General features: G+C 55.8%; 20 protein-coding genes. 12 read left to right on the top strand and 8 right to left on the bottom strand.

The window, feature by feature from the left end; translation table 11 throughout:
• Positions 1-43 precede the first annotated feature (43 nt).
• From pdxH to anmK, 3 genes are all read right to left on the bottom strand, one after another.
• Positions 44-700: a pyridoxamine 5'-phosphate oxidase gene (gene pdxH / locus ENTCL_RS10945; RefSeq protein ID WP_044612115.1), complete on the bottom strand. Its 657-nt coding sequence runs from the start codon at positions 698-700 to the stop codon at positions 44-46.
• Positions 701-757: 57 nt separating this feature from the next.
• Positions 758-1087, bottom strand: coding sequence for a C-type lysozyme inhibitor (gene mliC, locus ENTCL_RS10940; protein ID WP_013366181.1), 330 nt, complete (start codon positions 1085-1087; stop codon positions 758-760).
• 83 nt (positions 1088-1170) lie between these two features.
• Complete coding sequence (gene anmK / locus ENTCL_RS10935) at positions 1171-2298, bottom strand: anhydro-N-acetylmuramic acid kinase (protein WP_013366180.1); 1128 nt, start codon at positions 2296-2298, stop codon at positions 1171-1173.
• Positions 2299-2578: 280 nt separating this feature from the next.
• Between anmK and slyB the strand changes: the two genes are divergently transcribed.
• The 3 genes from slyB to ENTCL_RS10920 all read left to right on the top strand — a co-directional run bounded on the left by slyB (position 2579) and on the right by ENTCL_RS10920 (position 6442).
• Positions 2579-3046 carry an outer membrane lipoprotein SlyB gene (slyB, locus tag ENTCL_RS10930; RefSeq protein ID WP_013366179.1) on the top strand — a complete coding sequence of 156 codons (468 nt, stop codon included), beginning with the start codon at positions 2579-2581 and terminating at the stop codon, positions 3044-3046.
• A 243-nt stretch (positions 3047-3289) separates the two neighbouring features.
• Positions 3290-4663, top strand: coding sequence for a sensor domain-containing diguanylate cyclase (locus tag ENTCL_RS10925; RefSeq protein ID WP_013366178.1), 1374 nt, complete (start codon positions 3290-3292; stop codon positions 4661-4663).
• Positions 4664-5011: 348 nt separating this feature from the next.
• Positions 5012-6442: a nucleobase:cation symporter-2 family protein gene (locus tag ENTCL_RS10920; RefSeq protein ID WP_013366177.1), complete on the top strand. Its 1431-nt coding sequence runs from the start codon at positions 5012-5014 to the stop codon at positions 6440-6442.
• Positions 6443-6525: 83 nt separating this feature from the next.
• Here ENTCL_RS10920 and slyA read toward each other — a convergent pair whose 3' ends face one another.
• Entirely contained in the window at positions 6526-6966 is a 441-nt protein-coding gene (gene slyA / locus ENTCL_RS10915; RefSeq protein WP_044611947.1) for a transcriptional regulator SlyA, read from the bottom strand.
• 181 nt (positions 6967-7147) lie between these two features.
• Between slyA and ENTCL_RS10910 the strand changes: the two genes are divergently transcribed.
• The 3 genes from ENTCL_RS10910 to ENTCL_RS10900 are packed head-to-tail and all read left to right on the top strand — an operon-like array spanning position 7148 to position 10273.
• Positions 7148-7384 (top strand): DUF1656 domain-containing protein, encoded by a 237-nt coding sequence (locus ENTCL_RS10910; protein WP_013366175.1) that lies wholly within the window; start codon positions 7148-7150, stop codon positions 7382-7384.
• 10 nt (positions 7385-7394) lie between these two features.
• A complete protein-coding gene (locus ENTCL_RS10905) occupies positions 7395-8249 on the top strand; it encodes an efflux RND transporter periplasmic adaptor subunit (protein WP_013366174.1) in 855 nt (284 codons plus the stop codon).
• Positions 8249-10273, top strand: coding sequence for an FUSC family protein (locus ENTCL_RS10900; RefSeq protein WP_013366173.1), 2025 nt, complete (start codon positions 8249-8251; stop codon positions 10271-10273). Before ENTCL_RS10905 ends, ENTCL_RS10900 begins: the two co-directional genes overlap by 1 nt.
• Before the next feature lie 27 nt (positions 10274-10300).
• Here ENTCL_RS10900 and ENTCL_RS10895 read toward each other — a convergent pair whose 3' ends face one another.
• Entirely contained in the window at positions 10301-11197 is an 897-nt protein-coding gene (locus ENTCL_RS10895) for an aldo/keto reductase (RefSeq protein WP_013366172.1), read from the bottom strand.
• A gap of 48 nt (positions 11198-11245) precedes the next feature.
• A complete protein-coding gene (locus ENTCL_RS10890; protein ID WP_013366171.1) occupies positions 11246-11485 on the bottom strand; it encodes a DUF1289 domain-containing protein in 240 nt (79 codons plus the stop codon).
• Between the two features lie 108 nt (positions 11486-11593).
• Here ENTCL_RS10890 and ENTCL_RS10885 point away from each other — a divergent pair, with 108 nt between their 5' ends.
• From ENTCL_RS10885 to rnt, 4 genes are all read left to right on the top strand, one after another.
• Positions 11594-12193: a TetR/AcrR family transcriptional regulator gene (locus ENTCL_RS10885; RefSeq protein ID WP_013366170.1), complete on the top strand. Its 600-nt coding sequence runs from the start codon at positions 11594-11596 to the stop codon at positions 12191-12193.
• Between the two features lie 53 nt (positions 12194-12246).
• Entirely contained in the window at positions 12247-13344 is a 1098-nt protein-coding gene (gene nemA, locus ENTCL_RS10880; RefSeq protein WP_013366169.1) for an alkene reductase, read from the top strand.
• A 92-nt stretch (positions 13345-13436) separates the two neighbouring features.
• The gene (gene gloA, locus ENTCL_RS10875) at positions 13437-13844 is read left to right on the top strand and encodes a lactoylglutathione lyase (RefSeq protein WP_013366168.1); all 408 of its coding nucleotides are present in this window, start codon (positions 13437-13439) and stop codon (positions 13842-13844) included.
• A gap of 109 nt (positions 13845-13953) precedes the next feature.
• A complete protein-coding gene (gene rnt, locus ENTCL_RS10870; RefSeq protein WP_013366167.1) occupies positions 13954-14607 on the top strand; it encodes a ribonuclease T in 654 nt (217 codons plus the stop codon).
• A 43-nt stretch (positions 14608-14650) separates the two neighbouring features.
• Here rnt and ENTCL_RS10865 read toward each other — a convergent pair whose 3' ends face one another.
• Positions 14651-14998, bottom strand: coding sequence for a Grx4 family monothiol glutaredoxin (locus ENTCL_RS10865; protein ID WP_013366166.1), 348 nt, complete (start codon positions 14996-14998; stop codon positions 14651-14653).
• Between the two features lie 342 nt (positions 14999-15340).
• Between ENTCL_RS10865 and ENTCL_RS10860 the strand changes: the two genes are divergently transcribed.
• Both ENTCL_RS10860 and sodB read left to right on the top strand, forming a co-directional pair.
• Positions 15341-16144 (top strand): C40 family peptidase, encoded by an 804-nt coding sequence (locus ENTCL_RS10860; RefSeq protein ID WP_013366165.1) that lies wholly within the window; start codon positions 15341-15343, stop codon positions 16142-16144.
• Between the two features lie 137 nt (positions 16145-16281).
• A complete protein-coding gene (gene sodB, locus ENTCL_RS10855; RefSeq protein ID WP_013366164.1) occupies positions 16282-16863 on the top strand; it encodes a superoxide dismutase [Fe] in 582 nt (193 codons plus the stop codon).
• Positions 16864-16906: 43 nt separating this feature from the next.
• On the opposite strand, the gene ENTCL_RS10850 is transcribed toward sodB, so the two are convergent.
• Positions 16907-18073 (bottom strand): MFS transporter, encoded by a 1167-nt coding sequence (locus tag ENTCL_RS10850; RefSeq protein WP_013366163.1) that lies wholly within the window; start codon positions 18071-18073, stop codon positions 16907-16909.
• Between the last annotated feature and the right edge of the window lie 117 nt (positions 18074-18190).

Below are 18190 nucleotides of genomic sequence, written 5' to 3'. Positions count from 1 at the left end.
CCAGCCAGGTTTGTGCCAACGCTTAAAACAACAAATTACGCAATTAAGGCGCGAGTCGATCGATTTTCCACGCGCCGTTGTCGCGCTGGTATAAAAATCGATCGTGCAGGCGGTGTTCGCCCCCCTGCCAGAACTCCATCTGCTCGATAGTGATGCGAAAACCGCCCCAAAAGCTCGGCAGCGGAACTTCGCCCTGCTGGAATTTCTGTTTCAGTTCGAGGAATTTGCTCTCAAGGATCCCGCGGGCGGAGATACGGCTTGATTGCTTTGAAACCCATGCGGCTATCTGGCTGTCGCGGGGGCGACTACGGATGTATTTGACCTCTTCCAGCGTGGACAAGCGCTCGGCTTTGCCGACCACCATGACCTGTCGCTCCAGCATATGCCAGGGGAAAAGCAGGCTAACATGCGGGTTTTTCTCGATCTGGTGCGCCTTGCGGCTACCAAGGTTGGTGAAAAAAACCAGGCCTTTTTCATCATATTGCTTGAGCAACACAATGCGCTGCCAGGGTTGTCCGTTTTCGTCGACAGTCGCTACGACCATCGCGGTTGGATCGGGAAGTTTTGCCTCGCAGGCCTGACCCAACCAGCGTTCAAACAGAGCCAGAGGTTCAGCGGGAAGATCGCGGCGGCGAAGACCGCCACGGGTATATTCACGGCGCAGATGCGCGATTTGCTGCAGATCGTCGTTATCAGACATAGCGTTCAGGATATCAATCATTCGGTGACGCTATTGTGCGCCGCCGGGCTGAAAATCTCAACGCTTCGGGGTTTGTAACTGGCAGTTATTCAGGACGATACGGTCACGCTTGTACACCGTCGCTTCGTTGCCTTTCGACCAGAAGACGTAGATGCCGTCGGTATAACGCGTTCCGGAGGCGGAGATCCCCTGGGTCAGGTTCAGGAGCTTGTTATCGTAAATGAAACTCACCTGCTGGCGCGTATTGTTGAGATTAACGGTCAGCGGTTTTTCATCGCACTGGTATTCCAGCTTATTGGTTTGCATCCGCTCGACAAACTGGTTGTAGTAGCTACACCCGGCGAGCATAAAGGGGACAACAGCGAGAAGTAATTTTTTCATTAGCATGCCTTACGACTTTCCTGGTCACGGAGGGCGCTGGCGCCCTCCTGGTATAATTCCATTGTAATCGCTGCGATTGTTCGGCTCTGTCAGTTAATTCCTGGTCTTTGTCCGTTGGCGGGAAAAATAGCGCCAAGTACCGTCGCGTCGCTGGCGCCGGTCACCGAAGGGAGATTTCCCGGCAGTCCGGCGAGCGTCCGCCAGGCAAGCCAGGCAAACGCCAGCGCTTCCATATCGTCGCCGCTGACGCCCCAGGCATCGGTGGTTGCCACTTCGGTGCCGGCAAGCTGCCCCGCCAGGCGCGCCATCAGCAGCGGATTGCGGCTCCCGCCGCCGCAGACCAGCAGCCGTTCGCAGCCGCCGCTGAGCAGCACCTGCTCGCTGATGGTCACCGCGGTTAATTCCACCAGCGTCGCCATAACATCATGCGGCGCCAGCCCTGGATAGTGCGCCAGATGACGCTCCAGCCAGCCGTAATTGAAATATTCTCGCCCGGTGCTTTTGGGCGCGGGCAGCGAAAACCAAGGGTCGCTGAGCATTGACTGCAGCAGCGGCAGGATCACCTTGCCGGAGCTGCCCCATTCCGCATCTTTATCATACGGTTTACCGCACTGCCGCCAGATCCAGGCGTCCATCAGCATATTGCCGGGGCCGGTATCGTGTCCTCGCACCGGCTGCCCGGGAAACAACAGCGACAGGTTGGCGATGCCGCCAATATTCAGCACCACCCGACGCTCCGTCGGATGCGCCAGCAGCGCGTGATGGAAGGCGGGTACCAGCGGCGCGCCCTGGCCGCCCAGCGCGATATCGCGGCGGCGAAAATCGCCGACGACCGTAATACCGGTACGGGCCGCAATGACGTTGTTGTCGCCGATTTGCATCGTATGCGGCGCCTCGCCGGTGGGCTCATGCCAGACGGTTTGCCCATGACAACCCACTGCGATCACGTCGTGGGCGGCAAGACGCTCCTGCGCCATCAGCGCCAGCACGGCATCGGCAAACAGGCGTCCCAGTCGGGTATCGAGCTGCCCCAGCTGCGATAATGTCAGCTGCTGGCCCTGGCAGATCGCCAGAATCGCTTCTTTTATGGCTATCGGAATCGGAAATGACAGGCTGGCCTGCTGCGCCACCATCGTGTCATCGATCGCCGCGAGAACCACATCCACCCCGTCAAGGCTGGTGCCTGACATGACGCCAATATAACGACCCGACTTCATACGCCTTCCTTAGTTCTTTGACATAAGGGTAACAATGAATCATAAAGTGGTATGTAATGCCATGATCCAATAATAAATTTTAACAAACGCCGCGGAAATTATACGCAACGGCGGGGGCAAACCACTGGCACACCGCCGCCGTTTATCCCTGGTTAAGCGGTGAGCGCTTAGAATTTTACCTCAGAATACGCAGAACAAATGACCTGCGGCAGACAAATACCATATAATTGCCGGGAAGGATGCTCTCAAGAGCGTTTCTTGGTGAACAGGAGATTCATAAATGATGTTACGTGTATTGGCCGTCTCAATGATTGGTTTAAGCCTCGCAGGCTGTGTCAGCAGCAGCGGCTTGTCCGGGGATGTGTATTCCGCCTCCGAAGCGAAACAGGTCCAGAATGTCGCCTACGGCACAATCGTCCATGTACGTCCGGTACAAATTCAGGGTGGTGATAACTCTAACGTTGTCGGCGCCATTGGCGGCGCAGTTCTTGGCGGTTTCCTGGGCAATACGATCGGCGGCGGCACAGGTCGTGATTTAGCGACAGCCGCGGGCGCCGTTGCTGGCGGCGTCGCCGGCCAGGGCGTACAGAGCGCAATGAACAAAACGCAGGGTGTTGAGCTGGAAATTCGTAAAGATGACGGCAACACCATTATGGTTGTGCAGAAACAGGGGGATACCCAGTTCTCCGTAGGTCAACGCGTTGTGATGGCCAGCAACGGTAGCCAGGTAACGGTTTCTCCGCGCTAATGAATCAATGTGTGGCCTTCACGGCCGCACATTTATTTTTTTAATGAATATAATATGCGATTCACAGCCGGTTCAGACCATTAAATATTCACGGCGTGAATATATTATTTCTATATCAACCATTATAATAATTGTTCCTGCGCAATATTCATTTTATTTTCTGCCAATATACTGACTTTCAGGCCGATTGCTTTTACTGTCGTATCGACCATGACGCTGATGTATCGTCACCAGGATATGCTTATGCCCGTACCTACTTTAATTCCGCTGCGCCGATTATTCTTTTTCTTGTGTATCTGTGCTGTATCTATCATCGCGCTGTACTCGGTTTCTCATGTCATCGTTTATCATATCCCACTGACAACCACCGTATTATTTCCGGTAATGACCATTTTTTTGATGGTTTTTCACCTCATGATCGCCGGGTTTATGGTGATGAAATATTTGTGTGATAAAAGCCGTCTGTACCATATCGCTATTGCCTGCGCCTTCTCCGGCGCTACGTTGTTCATGCTGGGGACCCTGAGCAGCTACCCCGACTGGCTGACCTGCTCGCCAGCCGCGCGAATTAACTATAACGATGCGTTGATCTATTACTTTTTTCGCAACGTTCTGATGGCAGTTCTGTTTTTAGCTGCCGTTATATTATTTAAGTATCGTAAGCATAATATGCATACGCGCAGTAATCATATTATTATATTATCCGTCATCGTTAGCTTTACGCTGGCTATGCTCGTGCTGTCCTGGTTTGTCTCCAGCCACTATGAGGGCATCAACGTAGCCTTTATCGATAATATGACGCTGGCATTTACTCCATTATGGCAAAAGGCCACCGGCGGCCTGCTGATTACAATGTGGCTGGTAACGCTTATCGCCATGCTGATAATAACCCGGTTGCGTAATATATTCTGGTTCAGCGGCTGCTTCTTCTGCGTGTTCTATATTTTTACTTTAACCATCCTGCTGCTGTCGCCTGTCGGCGAAAGCAATAACTGGTATCAGGCGCGAATGTTTGAAACTATCGCCACCCTGTTCCTGATTTTTGTGCTGCTGGGCGATGTCTTTACGCTCTATAAAGACTCAAACAACAAATATCAAAACTCGTATCAAAACTCGATTCGCGACCCGATGACCCAACTCTATAATCGCAGCTACTTCTATGACTCGCTGACCCAGACTATTGCCAGGGTCACGCCCCAGCAGCCTGCTTCGGTGATTGTCTGCGATCTGGACCACTTCAAGCGGATCAACGACAGCTACGGCCACCTGCAGGGTGACAAAGTTATCCAGTTTGTCGCCAGCATATTGCAAGACTCCGTTCGCGAAAACGATCTTGCGGCGCGTATCGGCGGGGAGGAGTTCGCGCTGCTGCTGGTTAATACATCATCGGAAGAGGCATACCGCGTTGCCGAGCGGATTCGGCTTATCATCAGCGAACACGACGCACAAAGCAGCAGCGGCAGCTTCCCGGAAAAAATCACCATCAGTATGGGGGTTTTTACGACCACCAGCGCCGGGCTGGGTGTCGAGGTCTGCGTGCAGCGCGCCGACGAAGCGATGTATCAGGCAAAGGAAAACGGACGCAACCGGGTTGTCACCTGGCAGCCTGAGCGCTAGCGCGTCAGTACGGAATATACCCCTGAAATAAATCTGTTCAGGGGTATTTCGGTCATTCGCCCCTCATCAGACAATTCTCATGATGAGACGCGTTGAGGTTCCGCTATCAAATTGATTTCCCCATCCCACCGCGGAGCTGTCTTCGCATAAATACCCTTCTCTCTTCTCATCGCGCGACGCCCTCGTTTATGTGACAAACCGCGCAAATAAGCAGTATCAAAAGATGAGTAATTGGACCATGGCATCCTTTTTGCTGGTGTTCAGCATCGTTAAATACCGTGTCTAAAATACGTGAAAATTTATTTTTAACCGTTTTGTGTTCTCCGCCATAGCAGAGGGAGTAATTGGATGTCCGATTTAAAAAACACAAATAGCGACCTTATTTTCGAATTAGAAGACAAGCCGCCCTTTCACCATGCGATCGTTGCGGCGATCACCCACTTACTGGCTATTTTTGTACCGATGATCACCCCCGCATTAATCGTCGGCGCCTCATTACAATTATCGACCGAAACGATAACGTATCTGGTCTCAATGGTTATGATTGCCTCGGGCATAGGTACCTGGCTGCAGGTCAACCGCTATGGCTGCGTGGGTTCCGGCCTGCTGTCGATTCAGTCGGTGAATTTTTCTTTTGTCACCGTGATGATCGCCATCGGCAGTAGTATGAGGCAGGATGGCATTGATGAAGATCTTATATTGTCATCACTGCTGGGCGTTTCATTTGTCGGCGCCTTTTTAGTGGTTGGATCGTCGTTCATTTTACCCTACCTGCGGCGCATCGTAACGCCGACGGTCACCGGCGTGGTCGTGCTGATGATCGGTCTGAGTTTGATTAAGGTTGGTATTATTGATTTTGGCGGCGGGATGGCCGCCAAAAGCAGCGGTACGTTCGGCAATTACGAAAATATCGGCTTAGGCCTGTTAGTGCTGATCGTCGTTATTGGCTTTAACTGCTGTCGCAATCCGCTTCTGCGAATGGGCGGCATCGCTATCGGGTTAATGGTCGGTTATATCACCGCGCTATTTCTCGGCATGGTGGATTTCAGCAAACTGCAAAACGTCCCGCTGGTGACGATTCCGGCGCCGTTTAAATACGGTTTCTCCTTCAGCTTTCACAACTTTTTAGTGGTCGGGACCATCTATCTTCTGAGCGTCCTGGAGTCCGTCGGCAACATCACCGCGACGGCCATGGTCTCGAACCGGCCAATTGAGGGCGAAGAGTACCAGTCGCGGCTAAAGGGCGGCGTGCTGGCGGACGGTATTGTGTCGGTTATCGCCTCGGCGCTCGGCTCGCTTCCCCTCACCAACTTCGCGCAGAACAACGGCGTCATCCAGATGACCGGCGTTGCATCACGCCATGTCGGACGGGTTATCGCCGTTATTCTGGTGATTCTTGGCTTATTCCCGGCGATAGGCCGCTTTTTTACCACCATCCCGTCTCCGGTACTGGGCGGCGCGATGACGCTGATGTTCTCCATGATCGCTATTGCGGGAATTCGCATCATCATCTCTAACGGATTTCGTCGCCGTGAGACCCTCATTGTCGCAACGTCCCTTGGGCTGGGTCTTGGGGTCTCCTACTCGCCGGAGATCTTTCAGGTGCTGCCGCCATCGCTGTACGTGCTGGTGGAAAACCCCATCTGCGCGGGGGGATTAACCGCCATCATAATGAGTATTCTGCTGCCGCAGGACTACCGACAAGAAGAGCTTCTGCGCGCTTCATTTAATGACACGGAGCAGGTTGACGCCCCCATGATTCAGCCACACCACGAATAGATTGCTGAGCGCCCGCTCATTAGCAAAACGCCCAAAAGAAAAAGGCCTTGTATTTACAAGGCCTTCGTTTATTCCACTATTTATCAGTCTTTGGACTGCAGTTCGATGATATTTTGCTCCAGTTTGCGGATTAACCCGAGCAACATCTCCAGTTCTTCTGCAGAAATCCCGGACAGAATTTCCCCCCGGGTTTTTCGAATAACCAGTTCCATCTCATCAATGAGCGGTTCTGCTTTCTCGGTCAGCTTAATGCGTTTGGCGCGGCGGTCATTTGCGCACGTCTGTCGAGAAATAAGCCCCTTTTCTTCCAGCTGATCGAGCGTGCGTACCAGTGACGGCTGCTCGATGCCAATCGCTTTAGCCAGTTGAATTTGCGACTGTTCGGGCGGCAGCTGATGAATATTATGCAGCGTGACCCAGTGCGTCTGCGTTAACTCCAGAGGTTTCAGGCGATGGTCAATCAGAGCACGCCAAATGCGCACTAACCGTGCCAGATCAGAACCTAATGGCGATTCCAATTTCATCTCCTTATAATTAGCTTGCTAAGTTATTATACTGATTTTAGAATAGTGTGCAGCATTTAAATTACCAAAACAAATGGAATGCCTCATCTCAGTTGGCCATCACCATGATTTATACTTATAAATATTTAAGCCCGTCACATCTCTCAACCCACAATGCTGCTTTTGCAAAGGATTCTTGCTCGTGAAGCTGATGCTAACTACCTCTGGATTGCCCCTTCAGGATCTGATCGTCGGTGCGTCTATTTATTTTCCGCCCTTGTTTAAAGCGGTGATGCTGGGTTTTCTCCTCTGGCTTATGGTTCACCGTGCGCTGCGTGACTGGATGTATGCCGGCGATATCTGGCACCCCATGCTGATGGATTTGTCTCTGTTTGCGCTGTCTGTTTGCCTGTCTCTGGTTCTGATTGTCGAGTGGTAAAGATAATAAGATGAAAAAACTAAAATATTTCTCGACGCTGCTGGTCGCGGCCCTCGCCATTATCGCCGTCTGGCTGGTCTGGAACTACTACATGCAATCGCCGTGGACCCGTGACGGTAAGGTGCGCGCTGAGCAGGTGAGCGTCACGCCGCAGGTTTCCGGCAGCATTGTTGAGCTCAATGTCCGCGACAACCAGCGGGTCAGCGCGGGGGACGTGCTGTTTCGCCTTGATGACACGCCGTACCGCATTGCGGTGATGACCGCCCAGGCCCAGCTGGCCAAGGCGCAAACGGAGCTGGCGAAAGCCCGGCATGAGGCCGATCGCCGCCAGGGGCTGCCAAAAAACTTTATTTCCGCCGAGGACCTCGACACGGTCAATATTGCGCTGCAGGCAGCCAAAGCGAATGTGGAAGCGGCGAATGCGGCGCTGGAGCATGCCCGCTGGCAGCAGGAGCAGACGGTCGTGAAAGCGCCGGTCGACGGCTGGGTCACGAATATGTCGACCCGACCGGGAGACTACGCCGCCGTCGGTCATCCAGTATTTGCGCTCGTCGATAGCCATTCGTTTTACGTGGTCGGCTACTTTGAAGAGACCAAACTGCGGCATATCGGCCCCGGCGATAAGGCGACCATTGTGCTCTACAGTAACAACCAAACGTTACAGGGTCACGTATCCAGCATCGGTCGCGCCATCAACGATCAGAGTGTCGCCAGCGACAGTAATCTGGTTGCCGATATTAAGCCGACGATCCCCTGGGTACGCCTGGCGCAGCGCGTGCCGGTGCGCATTGAGTTCGAGACCCTGCCCGCCGACCTGACGCTGGTTTCCGGCACCACCTGCACCGTTGCCATCGGCGGCAAATAATGAATCTGCAAAGCCTGTCCTGGCGCGCGCTCCCCTGGATAAAGGCAACGAGGCCGCAGTGGCGCTATGCGCTGCGCAACGGTATTGCGATGTGCCTGGCGCTGAGCTTTGCCTATTACCTCAATCTTGATGAGCCCTACTGGGCGATGACTTCCGCCGCCGTGGTCAGCTTTCCGACCGTCGGCGGGGTGATCAGTAAAAGCATTGGCCGTATCGCCGGCAGCCTGCTTGGCGCCGTTGCCGCGCTGGTCATCGCCGGCCACACGCTGACCGACCCGTGGTTTTTCCTGTTCAGCATGTCGGCGTGGCTGGCCTTCTGTACCTGGGCGTGCGCGATGTTTATGAATAACGCCGCCTATGCCTTCCAGCTTGCCGGGTACACCTGCGCGATAATCGCCTTCCCGATTATCAACATCGTCGACGCCACGCAGCTGTGGGAAATCGCCCAGGCCCGGGTATGCGAAGTCATCGTCGGATTATTATGCGGGGCGCTGATGATGATGATCATGCCCAGCACCTCGGACGGCAATGCGCTGCTCACCGCGCTCAAGAATATGCACGCCCGTATCCTTGAGCATGCCAGCCTGCTCTGGCAGCCCGAAACCACCGATGCGATTCGCACTGCGCATGAAAGCGTCATCGGCCAGATCCTGACCATGAACCTGCTGCGCATTCAGGCGTTCTGGAGCCACTATCGCTTTCGGCGTCAGAACCGGCTGCTCAACTACTTACTCCACCAACAGCTGCGCTTAACCAGCGTGATTTCCAGCCTGCGACGCATGCTGCTGAGCTGGCCGAACCCACCGGAAAATACCCGCGAGGTGATTGAGGCGCTGCTAAAGGCGCTGGCGCGGCCGGATGTGGATGTTTACACCATCGCCAAAATTATCGCTCCGCTGGCGCCAGTCGACCCGCAGGATTACCGACACCAGGCCTTCTGGCAGCGGTTGCGCTACTTCTGCCGCCTCTATTTGCGCGCAAGCCAGTGGCTCTATAGGCTGGAAAACGCGTCGGCGATATCTGAGTTCAACGTCCCTGAAGCCCCTGCGCTGACCCGCAACACCGATCACGCGGAAGCGCTATGGAACGGAATCCGCACCTTCTGCGCGCTGGTGCTGGTCGGCGCCTGGAGCATCAGCGCCCAGTGGTCATCCGGTCCGGCGGCGCTGACGCTTGCCGCCATCTGCTGCGTGCTCTATTCGGCTTCGCCGTCGCCGTTTAACTCCCTGACGCTGCTGCTACGCACGCTGTTGCTGCTCTCGGCGTTCAGCTTTGTGGTGAAGTTCGGCCTGATGGTGCAGATCAGCGACCTCTGGCAGTTCCTGCTGTTTTTGTTTCCGCTGCTGACCACCATGCAGCTGCTCAAACTGCAGATGCCGAAGTTTGCCGGGCTGTGGGGACAGCTCATCGTGTTTATGGGCTCGTTCATAGCGGTCACCAATCCGCCAACCTACGACTTCGGCGCATTTCTTAACGATAATCTGGCTAAAATCCTCGGCGTGGGGCTGGCGTGGCTGGCGTTTGCCGTACTGAAGCCCGGCTCAGACGCCCGCAAAAGCCGTCGCCACATCCGTGCGTTACGGCGTCACTTCGTCGATCAGCTCAGCCGTCGTCCCCAGCAGAGCGAGCATGAGTTTGAATCGCTGGTCTACCACCGCATCAGCCAGCTCAGCAACAGCCAGGATGCGCTGGCGCGGCGCTGGCTGCTGCGCTGGGGCGTTGTGCTGCTGAACTGTACCCATGTCGTGTGGCAGCTTCGCGACTGGCAAACGCGCTCCGACCCGCTGGTGCAGGTACGCGATATCTGTATTGGTCTGCTGCGTGACGTGATGAGCGAACGCGGGGTTCAGCAGCGGCCGCTGGCCTCCGCGCTGAACGAGCTGCAGCGCATTTGCGACGCGCTTTCGCATCACCATCAGCCTGCCGCGCGGGAGCTGGCGGCAATTATCTGGCGGCTGCACTGCTCGCTGTCGCAGCTGGAACAGGCGCCGATAGAGGGAACGATAACGGAACGGACGGCCTGAGCCGTCCGTTGCATAGGGCGTTGACGCTTAAGGCACGTCGTAGCCCAGCGCCGCTTTGCGGATCCGGAACCACTGCTGACGGGTCATATGCAGCGCCTGCGCGGCAACCGCCGTGCGCACGCGCTCAATTTTACCGGAACCGATAATCGGTAGCGGTTTCGACGGCAGACGCAGCACCCACGCATACACCACCTCCTCAATGCTCGCCGCGTTCATCTCGTGCGCCACCATCGCCAGCTCGTCGCGCAGCGGCTGGAAGGCCTCATCATTAAACAGACGGCCGCCGCCCAGGCATGACCACGCCATCGGATGAATGCGCAGCTGCTGCAGCTGATCCAGCGTGCCGTCAAGCAGCAGCGGCTGATGCACCGGGGAAATTTCCACCTGGTTGGTGGCAAGCGTAAACGGCAGGCGCGATTGCAGCAGAGAGAACTGCGACGGCGTAAAGTTGGAGACGCCGAAGTGGCGCACCTTTCCGCTCTGATGCAGCGTCTGGAAGGCTTCGGCCACTTCATCAGCGTCCATCAGCGGATCGGGACGATGAATAAGCAGCAGGTCCAGATGGTCAGTCGCCAGATGCTTCAGCGACTGCTCCGCGCTGTGGATGATGTGATCGCGATCGGTAATATAGTGGCCGATAGCATTTTCCGCCCGGGCGGTGGTGGCAATCCCGCACTTGCTGACGATCTCCATCCTTGCCCGCAGGTGCGGCGCCAGCTTCATCGCTTCGCCAAACGCCGCCTCACACTGATAACCGCCATAAATATCAGCATGGTCAACGGTGGTCACCCCAAGGTCAAGATGCTCTTCAATAAAGCCGACCAGCTGGCGCGGGGACATATTCCAGTCCATCAGGCGCCAGTAGCCCATCACAAAACGGGAAAATTCCGGGCCCTGAGGCGCGAGAGTAATACGCTGAACCATAAAGCTTCCTCAACAGAAAAATTTCATCGAGTATACGCAAACCTGCGGTTAAAACAGTGAGGGTTGATCAGGATCTTCTGCTGAAATAGCTTTGTTTGCGCGGATTTTGCGCAGCAGGCGCTGGCGGCAAAGGCGAAGCACCTCCTGCTTTTGCGCATCGCTCATGTTTTGCCAGTGAAAACGCTCGTCCCGGCTGCGCATACAGCCGCGGCAATAGCCCCGATCATCCGACTGGCAAATGCCCCGGCACGGGCTTTGTACCGGGAAAAACTCAAGCTGCTCCGCCACCGTTCCCCCTTTGTTTGTTCTTTCATTGAAGCCTGTTAATGCGCGTCCCGCAAGCCAGAATCTTTTTTTCACTTGCATTAGACCAATCGGTCTACTACAGTGAGCCGCATGAACAGACACACTGAACATGACACGCGTGAACATATCCTCGCCACCGGCGAGCAGCTGTGCATGCATCGCGGCTTCACCGGGATGGGGCTGAGCGAACTGTTAAAAACGGCGGAAGTGCCGAAAGGCTCTTTTTATCACTATTTCCGCTCAAAAGAAGCGTTTGGCGTCGCGATGCTGGAGCGCCACTATGCGGACTACCATTGCCGCCTGGCGGAACATTTCGCCAACGGCGCAGGCAACTATCGCGATCGCCTGATGGCCTGGTATCAGCAGACGCTAAACCAGTTTTGCCAGCAGGGGAGCATCACCGGCTGTCTGACGGTCAAACTGTCCGCTGAAGTGTGCGATCTGTCGGAAGTGATGCGGGAAGCCATGAACACCGGCGCCAGTCAGATTATTACGCTGCTGGCGCAGGCGCTGGAGAAAGGGCATCAGGAAGGCAGCCTGATGCTTCACGGCGATGCCCATAGCCAGGCACAGGTGCTCTACTCGCTGTGGCTTGGGGCAAACCTGCAGGCCAAAATTTCACGTAGCGCAACGCCGCTGGAAAGCGCCCTTGCCCACGCGAATACCGTGATTGCAGCGCCAGTCCGTTAACGGGCGCTTTTATTTAACTCATTACTAGTCGACCGGTCTACTCAGGAGACATCATGTCAGAACAAAAACTGTTTACCCCGCTCAAGGTGGGCGCTATTACCGTCCCGAACCGCGTCTTGATGGCTCCGTTGACGCGCCTGCGCAGCATTGAACCTGGCGATATTCCGACGCCGCTGATGGGCGAATACTATCGTCAGCGCACCAGCGCCGGGCTGATCATCACTGAAGCGACGCAGATTTCCGCCCAGGCGAAAGGCTATGCCGGCGCCCCGGGCCTGCACAGCGCCGAGCAGATGGCGGCGTGGAAAAAAATCACCGACGGCGTGCATGCGGAAAACGGCCACATTGCCGTGCAGCTGTGGCATACCGGGCGTATTTCGCATAACAGCATCCAGCCTGGCGGCCAGGCGCCCGTTGCGCCGTCCGCGCTGAGCGCCGGTACCCGCACCTCCCTGCGCGATGAAAACGGCCATGCTATCCGCGTTGATACGTCGGTACCGCGCGCGCTGGAAACCAGGGAGATCCCGGGCATCGTGAACGACTTCCGTCAGGCGGTCATCAACGCCCGTGAGGCCGGTTTCGATCTGGTGGAGCTGCACTCCGCCCACGGCTACCTGCTGCACCAGTTCCTGTCCCCTTCCGCTAACCACCGTACCGACCAGTACGGCGGCAGCATCGAAAACCGCGCCCGCCTGGTGCTGGAAGTGGTTGATGCGGTCAGCGAAGCATGGGGCGCAGACCGCATCGGCATTCGCGTCTCGCCGATCGGTTCTTTCCAGAATACCGACAACGGCCCGAACGAAGAAGCCGACGCGCTGTACCTGATTGAGGAGCTTGGCAAGCGCGGTATCGCATACCTGCATATGTCCGAACCGGACTGGGCCGGCGGCGAACCGTATACCGACGCGTTCCGCCGTAAAGTGCGCGAGCGTTTCCACGGCGCTATCATCGGCGCAGGCGCCTATACGCTGGAGAAAGCCGAAGACCTTATCGGCAAAGGGCTGATTGACGCCGTCGCCTTTGGCCGCGCCTGGATAGCTAACCCGGACCTGGTCGCCCGTCTGAAACACAACGCAGAGCTGAACCCTCAGCGCCCGGAAAGCTTCTACGGCGGCGGCGCGGAAGGCTATACCGATTACCCAACGCTCTAATCCCTTCATTGATAGCGGCGGGCTTCCGCCGCTATACTCATCATCTTTATCTGCCATGATTCCATGACATACAACACGTTAAGGGGAAGAGAATGCGTTTACTTCACACCATGCTGCGTGTGGGCGATCTGCAACGCTCCATCGATTTTTACACCAACGTTCTGGGCATGAGCCTGCTGCGCACCAGCGAAAACCCGGAGTACAAATACTCCCTCGCCTTTGTGGGCTACGGCCCGGAAAGCGAAGAAGCCGTTATTGAGCTCACCTATAACTGGGGCGTTGATCGCTACGAGCTGGGCAGCGCGTATGGCCATATCGCCCTGAGCGTCGAGAATGCCGCAGAGGCCTGCGAGCGTATTCGCCAGAACGGCGGCAACGTCACTCGTGAAGCGGGTCCGGTGAAAGGCGGCACAACCGTTATCGCCTTTGTAGAAGACCCGGACGGTTACAAAATCGAGCTGATCGAAGAGAAAGACGCTGGCAAAGGTCTTGGCAACTGATTTTCCCGGGTGCTCAGGCACCCGTTTTTATACCCCCTGCCTTCTTACTGCAACATCAGGCAAAATTTGCCATAATGCGCGCTACTTTTTTAAGTTCTAAGAGATTCAGATGTCCGACAACGCTCAACGTAATGCTCTGTGCGACCGCTTCCGTGGTTTTTATCCTGTAGTCATTGATGTCGAAACCGCCGGCTTTAACGCCAAAACGGATGCCCTGCTTGAGGTCGCCGCCATCACGTTAAAAATGGACGAGCAAGGCTGGCTGATGCCGGATACCACACTGCATTTTCACGTCGAGCCTTTCGAAGGCGCCAACCTGATGCCGGAGGCGCTGGCCTTCAACGGCATCGACCCGTCCAACCCGCTGCGCGGCGCGGTGAGCGAATACGACGCCCTGCACGCCATTTTTAAAGCGGTACGTAAAGGGATTAAGGATCAAAACTGCAATCGCGCGATCATGGTGGCGCACAACGCCACCTTCGACCACAGCTTTGTGATGGCCGCCGCCGAACGCGCGGGGCTGAAACGCAATCCGTTCCACCCGTTTGTCACCTTTGATACCGCCGCCCTGAGCGGACTGGCGCTGGGACAAACCGTGCTGTCGAAAGCCTGCATCGCGGCCGGGATGGCCTTTGACGGCGCCCAGGCCCATTCGGCGCTGTACGACACCGAACAGACGGCGCAGCTGTTCTGCGAAATTGTTAACCGCTGGAAACGCCTCGGCGGGTGGCCGTTACCGGCCATTGACGGCGAAGAAGAGTAAAAAAAAGCGACCGGGAGGTCGCTTTTTTTTGGAGGAGAGAGGCTTACTCAGCCGCCGGAGCGTCGTCTTTATGCTTCGCCGCGGTCTCTTTAATCAGCTGCTGCAGCTCGCCGCGCTGGTACATCTCAATCATGATGTCGCAGCCGCCAACCAGCTCGCCGTCAACCCACAGCTGCGGGAAAGTCGGCCAGTTTGCGTATTTTGGCAGTTCGGCGCGAATATCCGGGTTTTGCAGAATATCCACGTAGGCAAAACGTTCGCCGCAGGCAGACAGAGCCTGGACCGCCTGAGCAGAAAAACCGCAGCTCGGCAGTTTCGGGGAACCTTTCATGTACAGCAGGATGGGGTTTTCAGCGATCTGGCGCTGAATTTTCTCAAGGGTCGTACTCATTGTCTTGCTTCCTTAAACTTCTTTTACGGCAGTAGTCAGTGATTGTAACGCCTCTGGCGACTGACGGAAAATAACATTTTGTTCACTCAAATGCATTCTACCCTTCACCGTCATAAGTTGCCTTAAAAATGTGTCTTTATCGGCCGCCGCGGCGAAAACATGAGCATTTTTTAACCTGCCCGCGCTCATTCTGATGCATTTTTTTGCAGTCGCTAACGAAACACTATTTTAGATACAAAAAGACTATTAACATTCGAGGTTTTTATGCATTAGAATCGGTGGCGTTTTTGTCAATCATACCCAGGCATGATGTATTGCCTGAATTTTACAGAGGACTGCTCAGTGGCGCGGATAAATAAAATCTCGATCACGCTCTGTGCTTTACTGTTTACATCGTTGTCTTTTACGCCATTGTCGCATGCATCAGAGCAGGCGCGCTCGTCTGCATCGCAAAAATCGCACCAGGGCAAAAGCGCAGACCGAAAAAAGAAAACCAAAACCACCGCCAAAACCAGCACCAAAAAGAAAACCAGCACTCTGAAGCAAAAAGCCCCTGCCAAAAGCAGCAAGCTCAAAACCTCCTCCAGCAAGACCACCGCTTCTCGCCACGCCCACAGCAGCGCCCTGAAAACCGCCGCGGTAAAGACGGTCCAGAAATGTACCGTGCATAAAGGCCGCAAGAAGTGCGTGACCGAGGAAGTGAAGCCATTGACGCTGGCGGACGCCCATAAGGGCCGCGTGCAGAAAGCGCAGAAAACCGCGATGAACAAACTGATGAACCAGATAGGCAAACCGTATCGCTGGGGCGGCACATCGCCACGTACCGGTTTTGACTGCAGCGGTCTGGTCTATTACGCCTATAAGGATCTGGTGAAGTTCCATATCCCGCGTACGGCTAACGAGATGTACCACCTGCGCGACGCGCGCTCCATCGATCGCAGCGAGCTGGAAAGCGGCGATTTGGTCTTCTTCCGCACCCGCGGTCGCGGTACGGCTGACCACGTTGGCGTTTATGTCGGTAACGGCAAGTTTATCCAGTCGCCGCGCTCCGGCCAGGATATCCAGATAACGTCGCTCAGCGAAGATTACTGGATTCGCCACTACGTTGGCGCCCGCCGCGTGATGACGCCTAAAACGATCCGCTGATCCCTGCCCTGTCGAATTAACGACAGGGTAACTTCTTCTTTTGCCACTCCTGTTAATTTGTTACCCTAACACTACTTAATACAAGGTTTTTTCATACAACCTCATTAAGGTTATTAACAATAAAAAGGAGTGAAGCAATGTCATTTGAATTACCTGCATTACCGTATGCAAAAGACGCCCTGGCACCGCATATTTCTGCCGAGACGCTGGAGTATCACTACGGTAAGCACCATCAGACCTACGTCACTAACCTGAACAACCTGGTAAAAGGCACCGCGTTCGAAGGTAAAACCCTGGAAGAGATCGTGCGTACCTCCGAGGGTGGCGTATTCAACAACGCCGCGCAGGTGTGGAACCACACCTTCTACTGGCACTGCCTGGCGCCAAACGCCGGCGGCGAACCGACCGGCGCTGTTGCTGCCGCAATCGACGCCGCTTTCGGCAGCTTTGCTGAGTTCAAAGCGAAATTTACCGACGCCGCTATCAAAAACTTCGGCTCTGGCTGGACCTGGCTGGTAAAAGGCGCGGACGGCAAACTGGCTATCGTATCGACCTCTAACGCGGGCACTCCGCTGACGACCGATGCAAAACCGCTGCTGACCGTTGATGTGTGGGAACACGCTTACTACATTGACTACCGTAACGCCCGCCCGAACTACCTCGAGCACTTCTGGGCGCTGGTAAACTGGGAATTTGTCGCGAAAAACCTGGCGGCCTAATTTCTGTGCCCGGCAGCCAGGCTGCCGGGCAGATTTGCGAAGGTTACTGACTGACGCAGACCTCTTCCGGCTGGCGACGCCCGCCGAGCAGCACAACCACCAGCGCCAGAGCGGCAATTATCGCCCCCATCACCGGGACAAAGCTGTAGCCGAGCCCGCCTGAAATCACCGCACCACCGGCAGCCGCCCCCAGCGCATTGCCAAGGTTAAACGCGCCGATGTTCACCGATGAAGACAGCCCCGGGGCTTCGCTTGCAACGCGCATCACCCGCATCTGCAGCGGCGGTACAACCGCAAACGTCGCCGCGCCCCAGATAACCATGCTGACGGCTGCGCCGATTTCGCTACGCGCCAGCCACGGAATCGCCACCATGATAACCATCAACAGCAGCAGGAACCCTTTCAGCGTCGCGGTGACGGAGCGGTCGGCCAGTTTGCCGCCAAGATAGTTGCCAAGCGAGAAGCCCACGCCGATCAGCACCAGCATCGCGGTCACGAAGAGCGATGACGCCGAGGTTATGGTATGCAGCACCGGCGCAATATAGGTATACAGCGTAAACATCGCTCCGGCGCCCAGCACGGTGGTCAGCAGCGCGGAAAGCACCTGCGGGCGCACCAGAACCGAAAGCTCACGCTTCACGTCCGGGCGTTCGCCGCTTGCGCCTTTCGGCAGCGACAGCCACAGGCTCAGCATCGACACCAGCCCAAGACCGGCGGTGGCAAGGAACGACATACGCCAGCCGATGGCCTCGCCCAGCCAGGTTGCCGCCGGAACCCCGCCGATATTGGCGATGGTCAACCCCATAAACATAGTGGCGACGGCGCTGGCCTGTTTGTGCTTCGGCACCACGCTTGCCGCAACCACCGAGCCGAGCCCGAAGAAGGCGCCGTGGTTAAGGCTGGTGATAATGCGCGAAATCATCAGCGTCGTGTAATCCGGCGCCAGCGAAGAGAGCACGTTGCCAAGGGTAAAAATACCCATCAGAAAGATCAGCGCATTGCGGCGCGCGCGGTGGGAAAGCAGCAGCGTCATCAGCGGCGCGCCGACCATGACGCCGATTGCGTAGGCGCTGATGAGCATCCCGGCGGCAGGGATAGAAACATCCACGCCTTTCGCGATCACCGGCAGCAGCCCCATCGGCGAAAACTCAGTGGTGCCGATACCAAACGCGCCTATCGCGAGGGCCAGCAGGGGGAAATTGATTTTCATTGAATGACTCCACCAGGCCATCATGTATTGATGGCGCGACTTCAGAAGGCCAAAGCATGACATCAATCACAAAAAAACAGAAGTGAACGAAATGACAAAAGATTTTTGCAAAATTGT

This window comes from [Enterobacter] lignolyticus SCF1 (assembly GCF_000164865.1).
GTDB classification, from domain to species: Bacteria; Pseudomonadota; Gammaproteobacteria; order Enterobacterales; family Enterobacteriaceae; genus Enterobacter_B; species Enterobacter_B lignolyticus.
The sequence above is the reverse complement of the archived record's forward strand: the minus strand, read 5'-3'. Positions and strand labels throughout refer to the sequence as shown.

Coding starts and splice junctions, on each gene's coding strand:
- slyB (WP_013366179.1), top strand. CDS start 2,579: ATGATGTTACGTGTATTGGCCGTCTCAATGATTGGTTTAAGCCTCGCA.
- slyA (WP_044611947.1), bottom strand. CDS start 6,966: ATGAAATTGGAATCGCCATTAGGTTCTGATCTGGCACGGTTAGTGCGC.
- ENTCL_RS10925 (WP_013366178.1), top strand. CDS start 3,290: ATGCCCGTACCTACTTTAATTCCGCTGCGCCGATTATTCTTTTTCTTG.
- ENTCL_RS10850 (WP_013366163.1), bottom strand. CDS start 18,073: ATGAAAATCAATTTCCCCCTGCTGGCCCTCGCGATAGGCGCGTTTGGT.
- rnt (WP_013366167.1), top strand. CDS start 13,954: ATGTCCGACAACGCTCAACGTAATGCTCTGTGCGACCGCTTCCGTGGT.
- ENTCL_RS10920 (WP_013366177.1), top strand. CDS start 5,012: ATGTCCGATTTAAAAAACACAAATAGCGACCTTATTTTCGAATTAGAA.
- pdxH (WP_044612115.1), bottom strand. CDS start 700: ATGTCTGATAACGACGATCTGCAGCAAATCGCGCATCTGCGCCGTGAA.
- ENTCL_RS10905 (WP_013366174.1), top strand. CDS start 7,395: ATGAAAAAACTAAAATATTTCTCGACGCTGCTGGTCGCGGCCCTCGCC.
- mliC (WP_013366181.1), bottom strand. CDS start 1,087: ATGCTAATGAAAAAATTACTTCTCGCTGTTGTCCCCTTTATGCTCGCC.
- anmK (WP_013366180.1), bottom strand. CDS start 2,298: ATGAAGTCGGGTCGTTATATTGGCGTCATGTCAGGCACCAGCCTTGAC.
- ENTCL_RS10885 (WP_013366170.1), top strand. CDS start 11,594: ATGAACAGACACACTGAACATGACACGCGTGAACATATCCTCGCCACC.
- nemA (WP_013366169.1), top strand. CDS start 12,247: ATGTCAGAACAAAAACTGTTTACCCCGCTCAAGGTGGGCGCTATTACC.
- gloA (WP_013366168.1), top strand. CDS start 13,437: ATGCGTTTACTTCACACCATGCTGCGTGTGGGCGATCTGCAACGCTCC.
- ENTCL_RS10895 (WP_013366172.1), bottom strand. CDS start 11,197: ATGGTTCAGCGTATTACTCTCGCGCCTCAGGGCCCGGAATTTTCCCGT.
- ENTCL_RS10865 (WP_013366166.1), bottom strand. CDS start 14,998: ATGAGTACGACCCTTGAGAAAATTCAGCGCCAGATCGCTGAAAACCCC.
- sodB (WP_013366164.1), top strand. CDS start 16,282: ATGTCATTTGAATTACCTGCATTACCGTATGCAAAAGACGCCCTGGCA.
- ENTCL_RS10900 (WP_013366173.1), top strand. CDS start 8,249: ATGAATCTGCAAAGCCTGTCCTGGCGCGCGCTCCCCTGGATAAAGGCA.